Source organism: Arthrobacter sp. B0316-1-20, from assembly GCF_059091865.1.
The window spans coordinates 1-18,326 of sequence record NZ_JBNHHC010000004.1; the positions used below are offsets into that span (position 1 = coordinate 1).

Sequence of the window (18,326 nt, forward strand, 5' to 3'; positions counted from 1 at the left end):
TGCCGAGCACCCGCACGCTGCCCAGCAGCCGAAGACCTTCGAAATCACCCAGGTCGCCCAGTAGCGCCGGCCACCACTAGAAACTTAATTCAAGGAGAATCGTGGCTGAAGAGCTGAACACCGCTGCTGAGGGCGAAACCCTCACCAGCTACACCTCGGAGTCAACCGAGGCCACCGAGACCGCCAAGAAGGAACGCCCGGCCCTGACCGTCGGCGGAGGTGCCGTTGGTCGCCGCAAGCAGGCCATCGCCCGCGTGCGCCTGGTTCCGGGTTCCGGCAACTGGTCCATCAACGATCGTGAACTGGCGAACTACTTCCCGAACAAGCTGCACCAGCAGGAAGTGAACGATCCGTTCAAGATCCTGGATCTGGAAGGCGCTTACGACGTTATCGCCCGCATCCACGGCGGTGGCCCCTCCGGCCAGGCCGGTGCGCTGCGCCTAGGTGTTGCCCGCGCGCTGAACGAGATCGACCGCGAGAACAACCGCCCGACGCTGAAGAAGGCCGGTTTCCTCACCCGCGACGCCCGCATCATCGAGCGCAAGAAGGCCGGCCTCAAGAAGGCCCGTAAGGCACCCCAGTACTCGAAGCGCTAAACCGCTTCGGAAGTCTGTGCTTCCACCGCGAGGCCCCTCAGCATCTGCTGCGGGGCCTCGCGGCCGTTTAAGCTGCCTGGCCGCCGCGCTGTCACCGGACACACCCCAGCGCGCACTCCCGCGGCCGCTAGGCACCAGCCGGGCCGGTGGCAGCTTCATGTGACCTTCATATGACCGGCGACACGCTGTGAAACGTCACGGCGGAACCCTGCCGTAAAATGGTCCGCAATGTCTAGATTATTTGGTACCGACGGAGTCCGCGGCCTGGCAAACGGGTTGATCACTGCCGAGCTCGCCCTGGAGGTGGCGCAGGCCGCCGCAGTGGTTTTGGGCCACCGGCAAGTTGACAACGGCAAGCGCCCGACGGCGGTGATCGCCCGCGACCCGCGCGCCAGTGGCGAGTTCATCAGTTCTGCCGTCGAGGCGGGCCTGGCCAGCTCCGGCGTCGACGTGTACGACGCCGGGGTGCTGCCCACACCCGCCGCCGCGTACCTGGTGGGGGATCTGAACGCCGACTTCGGTGTGATGATCTCCGCCTCGCACAACCCGGCTCCGGACAACGGCATCAAGTTCTTCGCCCGCGGCGGCCACAAGCTGCCCGACGAGGTCGAGAACGCGATCGAGAAGGAAATGTCCCGGCCGCGCCTGCGGCCGACAGGAGCAGACGTCGGGCGGATCCAGCGCTTCTCCGATGCCGAAGACCGCTACATCCTGCACCTGCTGCAGACCCTGCCCGTCCGCCTCGAGGGCCTGAAGGTCGTCCTCGATTGCGCCCACGGTGCCGCCAGCGGCTGCTCACCGGAAGTCTTCCGCGCCGCCGGCGCCGACATCGTGGTGATGGGCGCCGAACCGGACGGGTTGAACATCAACGACGGCGTGGGCTCCACCCATCTGGAGAAGCTGCAGGCCGCCGTCGTGGAGCATGGCGCAGATCTGGGTATTGCCCACGACGGCGATGCCGACCGCTGCCTGGCCGTGGACGAGCGCGGCGCGGTGGTGGACGGCGACCAGATCATGACCATCCTGGCACTTGCCCTGCGCGAAGCGGGACGGCTCAAGGACGACGTCCTGGTGGCCACCGTGATGAGCAACCTCGGCATGAAGCTGGCGCTGCGGGCGGCCGGCATCCGGATCGAGGAAACCGCGGTGGGCGACCGTTACGTGCTGGAAAACATGCGCGCCAACGGCTACTCGCTGGGCGGCGAACAGTCCGGCCACGTCATCTTCTCGGACTATGCCACCACCGGCGACGGCGTGCTGACCGGGCTGCAGCTGGCCGCGCAGCTGGCCAAGACCGGCAAGCCGCTGTCCGAGTTGTCGCAGCTGATGGTCCGGCTGCCCCAAGTCCTGATCAACGTCAAGGACGTGGACAAAGCAGCCGTCAGCACTAACCAGCCGCTCCAACAGGCCGTCGAGGCCGCCTCGGCGCGACTGGGCGAGACCGGCCGGGTGCTGCTGCGCCCCTCCGGCACCGAGCCCGTGGTCCGCGTGATGGTGGAAGCAGCCGACATGGCGACCGCGCAGGCCACCGCCGAGGAGCTCGCGCAGACGGTAAAGCAGCACCTGTCCTTGGAGCCGGCCGACGTAGACTAATCCCAACGGTGGGCTCATCCCGGCGCGGTGGTGCGGTCAGGGCCTGGCGATGTTGATGTGCCGAACTTCGTGGCTACATCCGGTTGCGTACCTGCAGCTCGTCGCGGATCTCGGTCAGCAGCGCGAGGTGCGGGTCCACGGCTTCTTCGTCTTTGTTGATGCCTAGGCGGCGGTTGCGCCGCTCGATCAGGTGGTTCATCGGGGTGACAACCACAAAGTAGACTGCGGAGGCAATCAGCAGGAAGTTCACGATGGCCGTGAGCAAGACGCCGAACGCGACCTCATTGCCGTTGAAGTTCCAGAGCAGGAAGCTGTCGAAGTTGGGCGAACCGACCAGGCCTGCGACGAACGGCATCAGCACGCTGTTCACCAGGGCATTGACCACGGCGCCGAAGGCTGCGCCGATGATCACGGCGACGGCGAGGTCAATGACGTTGCCCTTCATGATGAATACTTTAAACCCGTTTAGCATGTCGCCCAATGTATCGCCCATCCTCAGGCAGGTAGCGGTTTCAGGCCGCAAGCCCCTCCGCAGCCGTCATTTATAGTGAGGGGCGGGGGGAAGCCCGAAGTACTCCTCAAGCGAGTTGATGCCTCGTTTTGCCATCTTCCCCGCCACTTTCTTGCCCACGTAACGCAGGTGCCATGGTTCAGGGGAATACCCCGTCACATTCTCTTCCCCGGGCGAGTAGCGGATGATGAACCCGAACCGGACCGCATTGCGGGCAACCCAGGCTCCGGCGGCGGTGTCGGCGAAGCATTGCTGCAGGTTGCACGCTCCAGCGCTGTCGCCGACGTCCAGGGACAGGCCGGTTTGGTGCTCCGAATAGCCGGGGCGAGCCGAAATCATGTCTGCGGCGGCCTGGCTGCCGTGTTGGAGGACCCAGTGGTTGTAGGTTTCCACCTGAGTGGCATAGGAACGGAATCCGCTGACCATGACCAGCGGCGCCCCGTCGGCGGCAGCGGCGCTGAACATTTTCTCGGTGGCGTCTGCCACGGCATCGCGCAGCATGGCAGACTCGCCGCCGGTCCCGATGCTCACCGCCGGCCGGCGCAGGTCGTCGGGGTGGTAGTCCAGCGGGACGAGCGGCCGGGCCTTGTTAACGACGACGCCGATACTCGCCGGATCGGTGTGGTCTTCCCGGGCATCAGCCCCGCCGTCGTCCTTGTCAGTGCCCTTTCCGGTGCCCTTTCCCGCATCCTTCGGGCTCTGTTCCGGAACCGGCAGGGTCGTGGCGCTTGGTGACGGTTTCGCGGCCGTCGTCGTGGGGGAGGGCTTGGTTTCATCCGCCGGAACGCAACCGGTGAGCAGAGCCAGCACAGCGGCCAGGCCTGCGGCGAGCACCGGAGCCCTCAGAGCAGACATCTCAGGTTTTCCGCAGCAGCATTCTGCGGATCGAGTGGTCCGCATCCTTGGTGAGCACCAGTTGTGCCCGGCCGCGTGTCGGCAGCACGTTCTCCCTCAGGTTCGGTTCGTTGATTCGGCGCCAGATGCCCAGCGCCGTCTCGGTGGCCTCGGTGTCCGTGAGTGAGGCGTAGCGGTGGAAATAGGATTCCGGGTCGGCGAACGACGTCCGCCGCAGTTTGTGGAAGCGGTTGACGTACCACTGCTCAATATAGGACGTCTTCGCGTCCACATAAACGGAGAAATCGAAAAAGTCGCTCAAAGCCAGTCCGGTCCGTCCGTCCGCCCGCGGGCGTGCCGGCGCCAACACGTTCAGCCCCTCCACAATCAGCACATCCGGACGGTGGACCACCACTTCCTTGTCCGGCACGATGTCGTACGTCAGGTGCGAGTACCAGGGCGCCCGCACTTCTTCGGCTCCCGACTTGACCTCGGACACGAAGCGCAGCAGCGCCCGCTGGTCGTAAGATTCCGGGAACCCCTTGCGTTCCATCAGGCCGCGCCGTGCCAGTTCGGCATTCGGGTAGAGGAACCCGTCGGTGGTGATCAGTTCCACGTTCGGGGTATCCGGCCAGCGGCGCAGCATCTCGCGCAGCACGCGTGCCGTGGTGGACTTCCCGACGGCGACCGACCCGGCCACGCCGATCACGAACGGGGTGCGGCGGCTGGTTTCGCCCAAGAACGTGGTGGTGGCCCTGTGCAGCTCGCCGGCCGCGCCCACATACAAATTGAGCAGACGGGAGAGCGGCAGGTAGACCTCGCGGACCTCATCCAGGTTCAGGGCATCGCCCAAGCCCCGGAGCCGCTCGATATCGTCCTGGTCCAGGGGCTGCTCAATCTCATTGGACAGCCGGGACCAGGTCTGCCGGTCCAGCTCAACGTATGGTGTGAAATTACTCTCACCGCTTGACGCCGTCGTCTTCGGTGTCGCATCAGTCACCTATGAATTGTGCCTGCTGCGGGTTTCAAATCCCAAAAGGTGCGCGACGGCGGCGCGCCGGGTTACGCCGCCGGCTCGCCCCGCGAGGGCTTGGGCCCAGCGCCGGCCCGCGGATGGTCAGGAAGAAGACGAGGTGCTGTCGGCGGCTGGTCTGCGGGCAGGTACCCTTAACTCCATGTGTGGAATCGTAGGATATGTTGGCCGCCGCGACGACGGGGCCGGAGTCAGTGTTGCTGATCACGGCGCCCTGGATGTTGTTCTCGAGGGTCTGCGCCGCCTTGAATACCGCGGCTACGATTCCGCGGGCGTAGCGGTCATTTCCGAATCCGGTATCGAAGCGCGCAAGAAGTCGGGCAAGCTGAGCAACCTGCTGGACGAACTCGAGGCCGACCCGCTGCCCAAGTCGCTGACCGGCATCGGCCACACCCGCTGGGCAACGCACGGCGGACCCACCGACCAGAACGCGCACCCGCACCTGGCCGACGATGACAAGCTGGCCCTGATCCACAACGGCATCATCGAAAACTTCGCCGAACTCCGCGCGTCCCTGTTGGCCAAGGGCTACACGCTGCGCTCGGAGACAGACACCGAGGTGGCCGCCGTGCTGCTCGGCGATATTTACCGTTCCCTGGTGGCCAAGGATCCTGCCACTGCCACCTTGGCCAAAGCCATGCAGCTGGCCTGCCAACGGCTGGAGGGCGCATTCACCCTGCTGGCCATCCACGAGGACCAGCCCGACGTCGTCGTCGCTGCACGCCGCAACTCGCCGCTGGTCGTGGGACTGGGCGAGGGCGAGAACTTCCTGGGCTCCGACGTTTCCGGTTTTATCGACTTCACCCGCCGCGCCGTGGAGCTGGAGCAGGACCAGATCGTCACCATCACTCCCGAGTCCTTCGAGATCACTGACTTCCACGGTAATGCCGCCGAGGGCACCGAATTCGAAGTCAATTGGGATGCGGCAGCCGCTGAGAAGGGCGGCTACCCGTCCTTCATGGAGAAGGAAATTAACGACCAGCCGGAGGCCGTCGGGCAAACTCTGCTCGGCCGGTCCGACCTGGACGGCCGGCTGACCCTGGACGAGCTGCGGATCGACCCGCAGCTGCTCAAGACGGTGAACAAGATCATCGTGCTGGCGTGCGGCACCTCGGCCTACGCCGGCCAGGTGGCGAAGTACGCGATCGAGCACTGGTGCCGGATTCCGGTGGAGGTGGAGCTTTCGCACGAGTTCCGGTACCGCGACCCGATCGTGGATGCCAACACGCTGATTGTGGCCATCTCCCAGTCCGGCGAAACCATGGACACCTTGATGGCCGTCCGTTACGCCAAGGAGCAGGGCGCCAAGGTCCTGGCCATCTGCAACACCAACGGTTCAACCATCCCGCGCGAGGCCGACGCAGTGCTCTACACGCACGCCGGCCCGGAAATCGCCGTCGCCTCGACGAAGGCGTTCCTGGCGCAGATCACCGCGGCCTACCTGCTGGGCCTTTACCTGGCGCAGCTTCGCGGCAACAAGTTCCAGGGCGAGATCCGGGACATCCTGGCCGACCTGGGCAAGATCCCGGCCAAGATCCAGACTGTGCTGGACAACGCCAAGGACATCAAGGACCTGGCCGTCCGCATGGCGGACACCAAGTCGGTACTGTTCCTCGGCCGGCACGTGGGCTTTCCCGTCGCCATGGAAGGCGCGCTGAAGCTGAAGGAGCTGGCCTACATCCATGCCGAAGGCTTCGCCGCCGGCGAGCTCAAGCACGGACCCATCGCGCTCATCGAGGACGGCCAGCCGGTCTTCGTGGTGGTGCCCTCACCGCGCGGGCGGAACTCGCTGCACGCCAAGGTGGTCTCCAACATCCAGGAGATCCGGGCCCGCGGCGCCAAGACCATTGTCATCGCTGAAGAAGGCGACGAGGCGGTCAAGGACTTCGCGGAGTTCGTCTTCTTCGTGCCGGAGACACCGACCCTGCTGGCTCCGCTGCTGACCACGGTTCCGCTGCAGATCTTCGCCTGCGAACTGGCGTCGGCCAAGGGCTTCGACGTGGACCAGCCTCGCAACCTGGCCAAGAGCGTCACGGTCGAATAAGAGGGCAACAGGCAAGCATGGCTACACGCTTCCTCTTTGCAGCGCCCCGATCCCCGTACAACAGGATCGGGGACTGCTCCGTTCCCCAGCGTCCGGTGCGCGCCGGGCGTGCAGCGCTGCGGCTGCGGGTACGGCTGCTGTCCGTGCCGCCGGTGCGGTGCACGCTCCGATCCAGTGCGGAGCCCGCGCTGTCGCCAAGGTGCGCCCGCTCGCCGTGGGCCGTTCGGGCCGGAGCCGGGAAATGATCGTCGGCATCGGCGTGGATGTGGTGGAAGTTTCCAGATTCCGACAACAGCTGCAGCGTACGCCGGCTTTACTCGAGCGGCTCTTCACCCCCGCCGAGCGTGAGCTCAACACACGGTCCTTGGCTGCCCGTTTCGCCGCCAAGGAAGCCATCGCCAAGGCGCTGGGGGCTCCCTCGGGAATGAACTGGCAGGACTGCACGATCTGCGTCGACGGAGGCGGAGACCCTTATCCGGAATTTACCGGCACGGTTGCCGCGGCAGCTAAGGCCAGGGGCGTGAAGTACTGGCACCTGTCCATGAGCCACGACGGCGATCTGGCCACCGCCATGGTGGTAGCTGAGAAGTAGCGGTCAGCCGCCGGCCACGCGGTAACGCAGGTACACCACTCCATTGCCGAAGCGTCGTTCGTCCAGCAGCTCGAGGTCCACCTTCACGTCCTCCGCCAGGAAGCGCTTCCCGCCACCCACCACGATTGGCGAGACGAAGAACCGGCATTCATCGACCAGGTCCGCCTTGAACGCGTGGCTGGCCAGATTTGGTCCGCTGATGCTCAGGTCTTCAGCTGCCTCGGTTTTCATCCCGCGGATAACCTCCGGGTCAAACTCCCGCTCGACCCGGGTACGGGCGCTTGAGGGCTTGTCCAGGGTTCGGGAATAGACCAATTTGTCCTTGCGCAGCCACGACTCGGCGAAGTTGCGTTCGACCGCCGGGATCTCGGGGCCGGTCGGCACGGTTTCCCAGAAGACCATCACTTCGTACATGCGGCGGCCGAGGAGATACGTTCCGACATGGTTCTCCAGATCATTCACGAACGCATGTACTTCCTCGTCGGGCATGCTCCAGTCGAAGTTGCCGTTCTGGTCGGCAATGTAGCCGTCCAGAGACATGATGGCCGAATACAGCAGTTTCACCACGATGACTCCTGAGCTGATCGGAAGGGCAGCTAGCGTTGTCCCATTGTTCCCCGCCCTGTCCGTCAGGGGAACGGCAGCGGCCACCGGCCGGCGCAACGGGTGAAGGACCTATTCCGCGAAAACAGCGCGGTGTGTATCCTGCTGGCACTGGCAGCAGGCAATGATCGAAGGAGAATGAGCCGTGACGGCACCGGACCAGTACGCAAGCGTCCGCTATCTTGTGGACGACGTTGGGGCGGCCGTCGACTTCTACACCAAGAATTTCGGCTTCACCGTGCAGATGCAATTTTCCGGCTTTGCCGACGTGACGCGCGGCCCGCTGCGGCTGTTGCTATCCGGGCCACCCAGTTCGGGGGCCCGTGCCACGCCGGCGGAGTACGCGACTGCGGGACGCAATCGCATTCACCTGATCTTCGAGGACTTGGACGCAGAAATCGACCGGCTGCGCGGTGCAGGACTGCAGTTCCGCAGCGACGTGGTGGAAGGGCCCGGTGGCCGTCAAATACTGCTCACCGACCCGGCCGGAAATTTAGTGGAGCTATTCCAGCCCGCGCAGCAAGCGACGGAGTGACGTGGGCCGGCCTCAACCGCCGGCAAGGCTTTTAACATACCTGTAGGCCTCGTCGGCGACGCTGAGCCACAATTGCTCGGTAGCCGACGCGTCGTTGGCCACCGCCGGGAAAGCCACCCATTCCTTCATGGTCCGATGCCCCATGGTGACCGGCTCTGCCGCTCCGGAAGCGACAGCGGCTTCGGCGCGCTGCCGCGGAACCTTCACGATCAGGCGGTTCCCGCGGCCGAGGAACGCGAAAATCTTTCCAGCGACCCTCAGTCCGGGACTGCGGAACATGGTGCCCTGTTCGACCTGCGGGTCATGCAAAAACCGGCGGGCAAGGGTGTCGAGCAGGGCAAGGTCCTGGTTGCCGTCTGATCCGGGTGGCTGCGTCACGCCATCCTCCTAGGCCGGGATGAAGATGGCGGAGGCTGCAGCGGATTCGACCATCAGGTCGCTCATGCCGACCACCACGTACCAATAGGTGTGTCCCCGAGCAGCGCCCGTGTCCACGAACCGCTCCGGATTGCCGCGGCGCCGGTGGACCCGCCGCAGGGCTCCGGCCTGGGAGGGAATGACGGCCGCCGCGGCGCCGTTGGATTCCCAGCGGTAGATGGCATAGTGCCGCGGCAGCGTTCCGCTGGTGGCGCCCCGCCAAATGAGTTCGACGGCGGTGCCGTTCCACCGTGCGCTGGTGATCAGCGGTGCGTAGGGACGCTGGGCGCCCAGATGGGACATCATTGGAGTCATTGCCACACGCCGGTAGAACTTGTTCTTCACCAAGCCGATGCTGTCCAACCGGTTGGCCCGGACGGATGTGGCGGAGAAATAGACCTGCCCGCTGACCCCTGACGTCGCTCGGCACTTGGCGGTGTGGTTATACAGCTCCCGCGGGTTCTGCCACGCGGCTCCCTGGGCAGCGTCACCCACTTTGTAGGCTCCTTCTCCGATGTAGAGCTTGCAGTTGGTGCCCTTGACCTGCGCCGCCCACCAATTCACCAGCGTGTTGTAGTCCGCGGCGGCATTGCCCTGATGCCAGTAAAGCTGCGGGACCACATAGTCGATCCAGCCCTGCTTCACCCAGAGACGGGAATCGGCGAAGGTAGCGTCGTAACTCTGCAGCCCGGAGGTGGCCGAGCCCCGGCTGTCGGTCGACTTGTTGCGCCAGATACCGAACGGGCTGATGCCGAACAGCATCCGCGGCTTCGTGGCGAAGATCTTGGCGCTGAGGTCCCGGACGAAGGTGTTGACGCTGCGCCGCCGGAAATCGGCCAGGCTCTCGCCGGTCTGCCGGAACGTGTTGTAGGCGGCCGAGTCGGGGATACTCTGCCCCGCGACCGGATAGGGATAGAAATAATCGTCCAGGTGGATGCCATCGACGTCGTACTTCGCCACCACTTCCGCGATCACCTTGATGATGAAGCTGCGCACGGCCGGGATGCCGGGGTTGTAATAGCGCCGGCCTCCAAAGGCGAAGGTCCAGCTGGGATTCTTCCGGGCCGGATGCGAGGAAATCAGATCGGCCAGGTTCGCTGTCATGGAAACGCGGAACGGATTGAACCACGCGTGCAAGTGCAGGTTCCGTGCATGCGCCTGGCTAATCGCGTAAGCCAGCGGATCATAGCCCGGATTGCGTCCCTGCGTGCCGGTCAGGTAGCGGGACCAGGGCTCGCCGGCAGTGGACGGCCAGAAGACGTCAGCGGCAGGGCGGACCTGCAGCATAACGGCATTCAGGTTTCGGTTGCGGGCCAGATCCAGCCAGTTGCGCAGTTCGGCCTGCTGGACCGCGGCCGTCAGGCCGGGGCGGGACGGCCAGTCGATGTTGAGCACGGTGGAGAGCCAGAAGCCGCGGAACTCGTGCTTGGGCATATCCGTGACCCGGGCAGGCTCCCGGGCGGTGATGCGGTAGATCCTGTTGACAACCGCCGCCGCCAGGCTCAGCTCGAGGGGGCCTTGCTGGCCGCCGGCAGTGACCGCCCGGGGAAGGGCGCCGAGCAGTCCTGCTGCGCCGAACATGGTCAGGGCCGTCGCCGTGGTGAACTGGCGCCGGGAGACGCCGATGGATCCTGAGCCGATGGATCCTGGGCCGGTGGATCCCGAATCGCCGCCAGTCATGGCCAGCCCCCGCTTCACGAGAACCGATAGTAGCTCAACGATACGCTCGCAGTGACCCGGTCGACAGTAGTACCAGTCGTTGTGTAGGTCCGGTGGCGTCGGCGGCCTGAGCGGGGCTCCCCACCGCGGCAACTGCCAGGGCAATTCAGCGGGACCGGTACACGGCGGATTCCGCGCGGCGCCGGGCTCCGTCGTCGTTATGGGGCTCTTCAACGGACAGAGCGGGATGTCCAATGTCCCGGCCATGGGGTAAGAAGGATGAGGGGATCCGCCATCGATGATCAGGAGTAGCGCATGGAAGTTTGGCCGGGAGACGCCTATCCGCTGGGGGCAACCTACGACGGCAACGGCACCAACTTTGCCGTGTTCAGCGAAGTAGCCGACGCTGTGTTCCTGTGCCTGTTCGACGACGACGGCGTGGAAACACGGATCGAGCTCAAGGACGTCGATGGCTACGTGTGGCACTGCTATCTGCCCCAGATCCAGCCGGGCCAAAAGTACGGTTTCCGGGTGGAGGGGCCCTACGATCCCGGCCAGGGGCTGCGCTGCAACGTGAACAAGCTGCTGCTGGACCCCTATGCGAAGGCCGTCAGCGGCCAGATCGACTGGGCGCAGCCGCTGTTCGGCTACAACTTCGGCGACGAGGACTCCCGCAACGACGAGGACTCGGCGGAGCACATGATGCTCGGCGTCGTGGTCAATCCGTTCTTCGACTGGGACGGCGACCGCAAGCCGCGCACGCCGTACCACCGCTCGGTGATCTACGAAGCCCATGTGAAGGGCCTGACCCAGCTGCATCCGGAGATCCCGGAAGAACAGCGCGGCACCTACGCCGGCATTGCGCATCCGGCGGTGATCGGGCATTTGCAGAAGCTGGGCGTCACGGCGATCGAGTTGATGCCGGTCCACCAGTTCGTCAACGACAGCACGCTGCAGGAGAAGGGGCTGTCCAACTACTGGGGCTACAACACCATCGGCTTTTTCGCGCCGCAGAATACGTACTGCTCCTCCGGTGATACGGGGCAGCAGGTGCAGGAATTCAAGGCGATGGTCCGTGAGCTGCATCTGGCCGGCATCGAGGTGATCCTGGACGTGGTGTACAACCACACGGCGGAGGGCAACCACCTGGGCCCGACGCTGTCCTTCCGCGGACTGGACAACGGGGCGTACTACCGGCTGGTGGAGGACCAGCCGCAGTACTACATGGACTACACCGGCACCGGCAACTCGCTGAACGTGCGCCACCCCCACTCGCTGCAGCTGCTGATGGACTCGTTGCGCTACTGGGCGTCGGAGATGCACGTGGACGGATTCCGCTTCGACTTGGCCTCCACGCTGGCCCGCGAGTTCTACGATGTGGACCGGCTGTCAACGTTCTTCGAAATGGTGCAGCAGGACCCCATCGTGTCCCAGACTAAGCTGATCGCGGAGCCGTGGGACATCGGTCCGGGCGGCTACCAGGTGGGCAACTTCCCGCCGCTGTGGACCGAGTGGAACGGGCTCTACCGGGATACGGTCCGCGACTTCTGGCGGGGCGAACCCTCCACGCTGGGCGAGTTTGCCTCGCGCATCACCGGTTCGTCCGACCTGTACGAGGCCACGGGACGGCGTCCGGTCGCGTCCATTAACTTCATCACCGCCCACGACGGCTTCACCATGCGGGACCTGGTCTCCTACAACGAGAAGCACAATCAGGCCAACGGCGAAGACAATAACGACGGCGAATCGCACAACCGCTCGTGGAACTGCGGCGTCGAGGGACCGACCGACGACCCGGCGGTGCTCACCCTGCGCGCCCGGCAGCAGCGGAATTTCTTGGCGACGCTGCTGCTGAGCCAGGGTGTGCCGATGATCGCCCACGGCGACGAACTGGGCCGCACGCAGCTGGGCAACAACAACGTGTACTGCCAGGACTCGGAGCTGTCCTGGGTGGACTGGAACAACATGGACCAGCCGCTGCTTGAATTCGTGGCCGCGGTGAACCGGCTGCGGGCCGAACACCCGACCTTCCGCCGGCGCACGTTCTTCAACGGGAAGCCGGTCCGGCGCGGCGAGGGCGAGCCATTGAGCGACGCCGTCTGGCTTACCACTGAGGGAACACCGATGGAGCCAGAGGACTGGGACGAAGCCCTCGGCCGATGCCTCGGCCTGTTCCTCAACGGGCAGGGCATCCGCGGACGCGACGACCGCGGCCAACGGATCACCGATGAGCATTTCCTGGTCTATTTCAACGCCGACGACGACGATGTGCCGTTCGTGCTGCCGCCGCGGGAGTACGCACCGGCGTGGGACGTCATCATCAACACGGCCGGCGGCGAGGACCAGACCGGCCCGCTCAAGGCCGGCGAGACCGCGCCGGTGGCTGCGAAATCCACGATGGTGCTGCGGGCCCACTCGGCGCCGGAGGAAGAACCCGACCACTCGGTGGCGGCTTCGGTGGCAGCCATGGCCGAGGCGGAGCGGCCGGCGGAACCCGAGCAAACTCCGGACTCGGACCAGGCGCCGGAAGCTGAGCAGGCGCCGGACCCCGATGCGAAGCAGGCTGACAGGGGCGGGAAGGGGAAGCAGGAAGGATGAGGGCCCCCACATCGACCTACAGACTGCAGATCAGGGAATCGCTCACGCTGTATGACGCGGCAGAGCTGGTGCCGTACCTGCACAAGCTCGGCGTCGACTGGGTCTACCTGTCGCCCCTGCTCACCGCGGAACCGGGATCCGATCACGGCTACGACGTGGTGGACTTCGGCGCGGTGGATCCGGCCAGAGGCGGGATCGATGGTCTGCGCGCGCTCTCGGCAGCCGCGCGGAAAGCAGGGCTGGGAGTCCTGGTGGACATCGTCCCAAACCACATGGGCGTGGGGACTCCGGCCAATAACCGCTGGTGGTGGTCGCTGCTGGCCGAGGGCCACGGGTCACGTTATGCCGAAGCCTTCGACATCGACTGGGACGCCGGCGGCGGAAAGATCCGGATTCCCGTGCTGGGCGACGGCGACGCGGAACTGGATGCGCTGGAGCTGACCGACGGCGAGCTGCGCTACTACGAGAACAGGTGCCCGGTAGCCGAGGGGACGGCCGACGACGGCGCTACCGCGCGGGAAGTCCACGAGCGCCAGCACTACCAGCTGGTGAACTGGCGTCGGGCGGATGCGGAGCTCAACTACCGCCGGTTCTTCGGCGTCAATTCGCTGGCCGGTGTCCGGGTGGAGGTGCCGTGGGTCTTCGATGAGTCGCACGCCGAGATCAAACGCTGGTTCGACGAAGGCCTGGTCGACGGGTTGCGCGTGGACCATCCGGACGGGCTGGCCGATCCGAAAGGCTACCTGCAGCGGCTGCAGGAGCTGACCGGCGGCGCCTACGTGCTGGTGGAGAAGATCCTGGAGCCGGGGGAGACACTGCCGGCGGACTGGGCCTGCGCGGGAACCACCGGGTACGACGCGCTGGCGGAGGTCGACCGGCTGCTGGTCGATCCCGACGGGCGGGAACGCCTGACCGAGGCGGCGCCGGTGCAGCCGTACCAGCACATGATCCACGACACCAAACGGGCAATCGCCGACGGCATCCTGCGCTCCGAGGTGCTTCGCTTGGCGCGGCTGGTTCCCGCCGATGCCGGAGTGGACTTCGGCGTGGCAGCCGATGCGCTCGCTGAACTGTTGAGCTGCTTTCCGGTGTACCGGAGCTACCTGCCGGTCGGCGCGGAGTATCTGGAGGAAGCCGGAATCGCGGCCCAGGTCCGCCGTCCGGACCTGGCCGAAGCTGTCACCACCTTGTTGCCGCTGCTGCAGCCGGAGGGCGTGCTGACCGAACTGGCGGTGCGTTTCCAGCAGACCTCCGGCATGGTGATGGCCAAGGGCGTGGAAGACACCGCGTTCTACCGCTACACGCGGTTGACCTCCTTGAACGAGGTAGGTGCCGATCCGTCCATCTTCGCGGTGGAGCCGTTCGAGCTGCACACGCGGCTGGTCCGCCGGCAGCAGGACCAGCCGCTGGCGATGACCACGCTCTCGACCCACGACACGAAACGCAGCGAGGACACCCGCGCCCGCATCTCCGTGCTCTCGGAACTGGCGGACCAATGGCCGGCCCGGCTGGCGGAGCTGGACCGGCTGGCCCCGTTCGGCGACCTGCCGTTCGCGGATCTGCTGTGGCAGGCGGCGCTGGGGGCGTGGCCGTTCAGCCGGGAACGTGCACATGACTATGCGGAGAAGGCGGCCCGCGAAGCCGGCAACAGCACGTCCTGGATCGACCCCAATGCTGATTTTGAAAAGCAGCTGCATGCCGCGGTGGATGCGGCCTTCGACGACCCGGAGGTGAACCGCCTGCTGGTAGGACTGGTGGAGGACACGAAGGCATTCGGCCGGAGCAACTCGCTCTCCGCCAAGCTCATCCAGCTGACCATGCCCGGCGTGCCGGACGTGTACCAGGGGACGGAGTTCTGGGACCACTCGCTGGTGGATCCGGACAACCGCCGGCGGGTGGACTTCCAGGCCCGGCGCGTGGCGCTCGAGAACCTGGACCGGGACGGGATACCGCCGGTGGACGACACCGCGGCTGCCAAGATGCTGGTGGTTGCCCGGGCGCTTCAGCTCCGCCGGGACCGGCCGGAGCTGTTCACCGGCTACGAGGCCTTGTCGGTGCGGGGACCCGCCGCCGATCACGCGTTCGGCTTCGACCGCGGCGGCGCCATCACGCTGGCCACCAGACTGCCGGTACGGCTGCAGCAGAACGGCGGGTGGCGGGACACCGCCGTCGTGATTCCGCCGGGGCCATACCGCGACGAGCTGACCGGGCAGGACCACACCAGCGACGGTGCGCTCCAGCTGTCCGACGTGCTGGCCGAGTTGCCGGTGGCGCTGCTGGTGCGCGGAAAGGAACGGCAATGAGCAGGGATTTCGCGGTGTGGGCGCCGCAGGCCGGAACGGTGGAACTGCAGGCAGGCGAAACACGGCTGCCGCTGCAGGGACCCGACGGCGGCTGGTGGCGGCTGGCGGACACCTCCGCCGTCCCCGAGGGGGACACCGACTACGGCTATCTGCTGGACGGCGAGGAGGGGGCGCTGCCGGATCCGCGGTCGCGGCGCCAGCCGGACGGAGTGCACGGACTGTCCCGAACGTTCGACGCCGGGGCGCACCCTTGGCAGGACCTAGACTGGGTTTCACCCGGGTTGGGCGGGGTGATCTACGAACTGCATATCGGCACGTTCACCCCCGAGGGAACGCTGGATGCAGCCGCTGACAAGCTCGACTACCTGGCCGGACTCGGCGTGGACTACGTAGAGTTGCTGCCGGTCAACGCATTCAACGGAACGCACAACTGGGGCTACGACGGCGTACTGTGGTTCGCTGTCCAGGAGAGCTACGGCGGGCCGGCCGCCTATCAGCGGTTCGTGGATGCCGCGCATGCCAAGGGCATCGGCGTCATCCAGGACGTCGTCCACAACCATCTGGGTCCCAGTGGTAACTACTTGCTGCGCTTCGGGCCGTACCTGAGCAGCAGCAGCGCCAACACCTGGGGTGAGTCGGTGAACCTGGACGGGCCCGGCTCGGACGAGGTACGCCGGTTCATCACCGACAACGTGCTGATGTGGTTCCGCGACTACCATGTGGACGGGCTGCGGCTGGATGCTGTGCACGCGCTGCGGGACGAGCGCGCGGTGCACATTTTGGAAGAGATCGCCGCGGCGACGGATGACTGCGCGGCGGAGCTGGGCAAGCCCTTGTTCCTGATCGCCGAGTCGGACCTGAACAACCCGCGGCTCATCGAGTCCCGGGAGTTCAACGGCTACGGGCTGGCCGGGCAATGGAGCGACGACTTCCACCACGCCGTGCATGTGAACCTCACCGGCGAAACCAGTGGCTACTATGCCGACTTCGCCGGACTGGGCGTGCTGGAGAAGGTGCTGCGGGACGGATTCTTCCACGACGGCGGCTATTCGTCGTTCCGGGAACGGCACCACGGCCGGCCGATCAACAAGGAGCGGGTGGCGGCTCCGCAGCTGGTGGTCTGCACCCAAAACCACGACCAGATCGGCAACCGTGCCGCCGGCGACCGGCTCACCGGCAGCCTCGGCTACGGGCAACTGGCGCTCGCCGCGGTGCTGAACCTGACCTCGCCGTTCACCCCGATGCTGTTCATGGGCGAGGAGTTCGCAGCGTCCACCCCGTGGCAGTTCTTCACCTCGCACCCGGAACCGGAACTGGGTGAAGCGACCTCCGCGGGCCGGCTCAAGGAGTTCGAACGGATGGGCTGGGACCCGCACGTGGTACCCGACCCGCAGGATCCTGGTACCTTCCGCAACTCGAAGCTGGACTGGTCGGAGCCGGAAACCGGCGACCACGCGAGGATGCTGGAGCTGTACAGGCAGCTGATTGCCCTGCGGAAGCAGCATCCCGAGCTAACCGAACCGGACTTCTCGGCGGTGTCGGTGCAAACGGACCCGGAGGCCGGATGGCTCATCCTGCACCGTGGCCCGTTTGCCATCTGCTGCAACTTCTCGGCCGAACCCTGCACCGTCCCGGCAGAGACGGGGACGGTGCTGCTGGCCACCGACGACGGCGCTGCGTTCGCCGCTGCCGGGAACGCCGCCGGCACCGTTGAAGGTACTTCGACAGACAGCAATCGGGCGTTTGACGGGCTGGTTCTTCCCGGGCACTCGGCCGCCATAGTCCGCAGCGGGGCCGCAGGCTAGGATCGGCTTCATGGCTGCAGCAGAGGACGTGTTCGAAGGACCCGCGACCGGGCCGCCGCTACCTGTCTACTCCAGCCGGGCGCTCTACCGGTCGGAGCCCGAAGGCGCCGAAATCCGGCACGTCGGCGGCTATGCACCGTTCCTCGGGTTTTGTGCCCGGCGCGGTGAGGACGCTGCCGGGCTGGCGACCGACCCGGTAAGGCTGTTGGAGTTCCTGCGGGCCAATGCTGCCGCGCTGCTCGCCGAACCGGGACTGGGGAACGCGGCGGAAGCGTTCACCGGCAACACCGTGGTGGCGCAGCGGGCGGACGCCCAGTGGCGCAGCGTGGAAGGCGGCGTCACCGAAGCCGGGGACCACGAAATGAGCCTGGTCGTCCAGGGTTTGGTGGAGCGGCTGCACGCTGCCGGCCCGGAACAGTTCGCGGAATCACTAACTACCGTCCGCGAGTGGTCCACGTCTGATCCGGAACCTCTGCCACGGTTCGAGGAGCACGACGGAAATCTGCCGCAGCCGGTGCCGTTGCCCGTCGGCTGGAAACCGTACGTTCGGCCGGACCTCCCGGTGGAGGTTTACCGCGATGCGGACGGGAAACAGATTGCGTACGGCACCCGGTGGGGCGACGGGGGCGCAGCGTCAAATTCCTACAGCGTCACCAGCAATACCGGGCGTTTTAACGGCCTCCACGCCGTGGCCGACAGCCTGATTGAACATCTGGTCTCCACCTACGCGGCCAGCATCAGGGACGTCACGGCAGAAACAGCGGCCCGGATGCGGGGCCAGGGGAACGTGCTCCGGGCAATCCGGGTAGATCCCGCGAGCCCGGATGCAGCGCCCCTGGTCTTTACCTTTACCGACCTTCCCGGTGTCCTGCTGCACAGCGGTCTGCTGCACAGCACGCCGTTTCCGTCCTGCGGCTGCGACGCCTGCGATGAGACCGTGGACTCCGAAGCGGCCGGACTGGAGCAGCAGGTGCTTTCCGTGGCTGCCGGAGGCTTCGCTGAGCGCTACCCGTTGGGGGACCACCGGCGTGCCGAATACCAGCTGGTGCGGGTGGACGGCTCGGGTTGGGAAGGCGGCGGCGGCGAGCCCTCCCACGATTACACCGACGACCAGCTCTCCGAGCCGAACGGACACTGAAGTTGTTGCCCAACGGCTGGCAGCCCTGGCCGCTGCGGCAGCAGTAACTCACCTTCCACCTCCCG

The 18,326-nt window shown here is 66.0% G+C and carries 15 protein-coding genes and 1 pseudogene; 10 read left to right on the top strand and 6 right to left on the bottom strand.

The window, feature by feature from the left end; all coding sequences use genetic code 11:
* From AC5RW2_RS07415 to glmM, 3 genes and pseudogenes are all read left to right on the top strand, one after another.
* A pseudogene (locus AC5RW2_RS07415) lies at nt 1-64 on the top strand (50S ribosomal protein L13); the annotation flags it as partial.
* 37 nt (nt 65-101) lie between these two features.
* Nucleotides 102-596 (top strand): 30S ribosomal protein S9, encoded by a 495-nt coding sequence (gene rpsI, locus AC5RW2_RS07420; RefSeq protein WP_493963086.1) that lies wholly within the window; start codon nt 102-104, stop codon nt 594-596.
* A 228-nt stretch (nt 597-824) separates the two neighbouring features.
* Nucleotides 825-2,189 (top strand): phosphoglucosamine mutase, encoded by a 1,365-nt coding sequence (gene glmM, locus AC5RW2_RS07425; protein WP_493963085.1) that lies wholly within the window; start codon nt 825-827, stop codon nt 2,187-2,189.
* A 73-nt stretch (nt 2,190-2,262) separates the two neighbouring features.
* Here the strand turns inward: glmM and mscL are convergent, their stop codons facing one another.
* The 3 genes from mscL to coaA form a co-directional block, all read right to left on the bottom strand.
* The gene (mscL, locus tag AC5RW2_RS07430; RefSeq protein ID WP_493963084.1) at nt 2,263-2,661 is read right to left on the bottom strand and encodes a large conductance mechanosensitive channel protein MscL; all 399 of its coding nucleotides are present in this window, start codon (nt 2,659-2,661) and stop codon (nt 2,263-2,265) included.
* 66 nt (nt 2,662-2,727) lie between these two features.
* Nucleotides 2,728-3,555 carry a M15 family metallopeptidase gene (locus tag AC5RW2_RS07435; protein WP_493963083.1) on the bottom strand — a complete coding sequence of 276 codons (828 nt, stop codon included), beginning with the start codon at nt 3,553-3,555 and terminating at the stop codon, nt 2,728-2,730.
* Between the two features lies 1 nt (nt 3,556).
* Entirely contained in the window at nt 3,557-4,534 is a 978-nt protein-coding gene (gene coaA / locus AC5RW2_RS07440; RefSeq protein WP_493963082.1) for a type I pantothenate kinase, read from the bottom strand.
* A 175-nt stretch (nt 4,535-4,709) separates the two neighbouring features.
* Between coaA and glmS the strand changes: the two genes are divergently transcribed.
* Nucleotides 4,710-6,611: a glutamine--fructose-6-phosphate transaminase (isomerizing) gene (gene glmS / locus AC5RW2_RS07445; RefSeq protein WP_493963081.1), complete on the top strand. Its 1,902-nt coding sequence runs from the start codon at nt 4,710-4,712 to the stop codon at nt 6,609-6,611.
* Nucleotides 6,612-6,852: 241 nt separating this feature from the next.
* A complete protein-coding gene (locus tag AC5RW2_RS07450; RefSeq protein WP_493940073.1) occupies nt 6,853-7,203 on the top strand; it encodes a holo-ACP synthase in 351 nt (116 codons plus the stop codon).
* A gap of 3 nt (nt 7,204-7,206) precedes the next feature.
* Here the strand turns inward: AC5RW2_RS07450 and AC5RW2_RS07455 are convergent, their stop codons facing one another.
* On the bottom strand, nt 7,207-7,770 hold the full coding sequence (locus tag AC5RW2_RS07455) for a dihydrofolate reductase family protein (protein ID WP_493949518.1): 564 nt from the start codon (nt 7,768-7,770) through the stop codon (nt 7,207-7,209).
* Nucleotides 7,771-7,951: 181 nt separating this feature from the next.
* Here AC5RW2_RS07455 and AC5RW2_RS07460 point away from each other — a divergent pair, with 181 nt between their 5' ends.
* Nucleotides 7,952-8,341, top strand: coding sequence for a VOC family protein (locus AC5RW2_RS07460; protein ID WP_493963080.1), 390 nt, complete (start codon nt 7,952-7,954; stop codon nt 8,339-8,341).
* 12 nt (nt 8,342-8,353) lie between these two features.
* On the opposite strand, the gene AC5RW2_RS07465 is transcribed toward AC5RW2_RS07460, so the two are convergent.
* Nucleotides 8,354-8,719, bottom strand: a complete 366-nt coding sequence (locus AC5RW2_RS07465) for an MmcQ/YjbR family DNA-binding protein (protein ID WP_493963079.1) — start codon at nt 8,717-8,719, stop codon at nt 8,354-8,356.
* A gap of 9 nt (nt 8,720-8,728) precedes the next feature.
* On the bottom strand, nt 8,729-10,456 hold the full coding sequence (locus AC5RW2_RS07470) for a glycoside hydrolase family 10-like protein (RefSeq protein WP_493963078.1): 1,728 nt from the start codon (nt 10,454-10,456) through the stop codon (nt 8,729-8,731).
* Between the two features lie 276 nt (nt 10,457-10,732).
* On the opposite strand from AC5RW2_RS07470, the gene glgX reads away from it, so the two are divergent.
* The 4 genes from glgX to AC5RW2_RS07490 are packed head-to-tail and all read left to right on the top strand — an operon-like array spanning nt 10,733 to nt 18,261.
* Complete coding sequence (gene glgX / locus AC5RW2_RS07475; RefSeq protein ID WP_493963077.1) at nt 10,733-13,015, top strand: glycogen debranching protein GlgX; 2,283 nt, start codon at nt 10,733-10,735, stop codon at nt 13,013-13,015.
* On the top strand, nt 13,012-15,318 hold the full coding sequence (gene treY / locus AC5RW2_RS07480; protein ID WP_493963076.1) for a malto-oligosyltrehalose synthase: 2,307 nt from the start codon (nt 13,012-13,014) through the stop codon (nt 15,316-15,318). The genes glgX and treY overlap by 4 nt, the downstream gene beginning before the upstream one ends.
* Nucleotides 15,315-17,123 (top strand): malto-oligosyltrehalose trehalohydrolase, encoded by a 1,809-nt coding sequence (gene treZ / locus AC5RW2_RS07485; RefSeq protein WP_493963075.1) that lies wholly within the window; start codon nt 15,315-15,317, stop codon nt 17,121-17,123. The genes treY and treZ overlap by 4 nt, the downstream gene beginning before the upstream one ends.
* Before the next feature lie 10 nt (nt 17,124-17,133).
* Entirely contained in the window at nt 17,134-18,261 is a 1,128-nt protein-coding gene (locus tag AC5RW2_RS07490; protein ID WP_493963074.1) for a DUF6226 family protein, read from the top strand.
* Nucleotides 18,262-18,326: the final 65 nt, after the last annotated feature.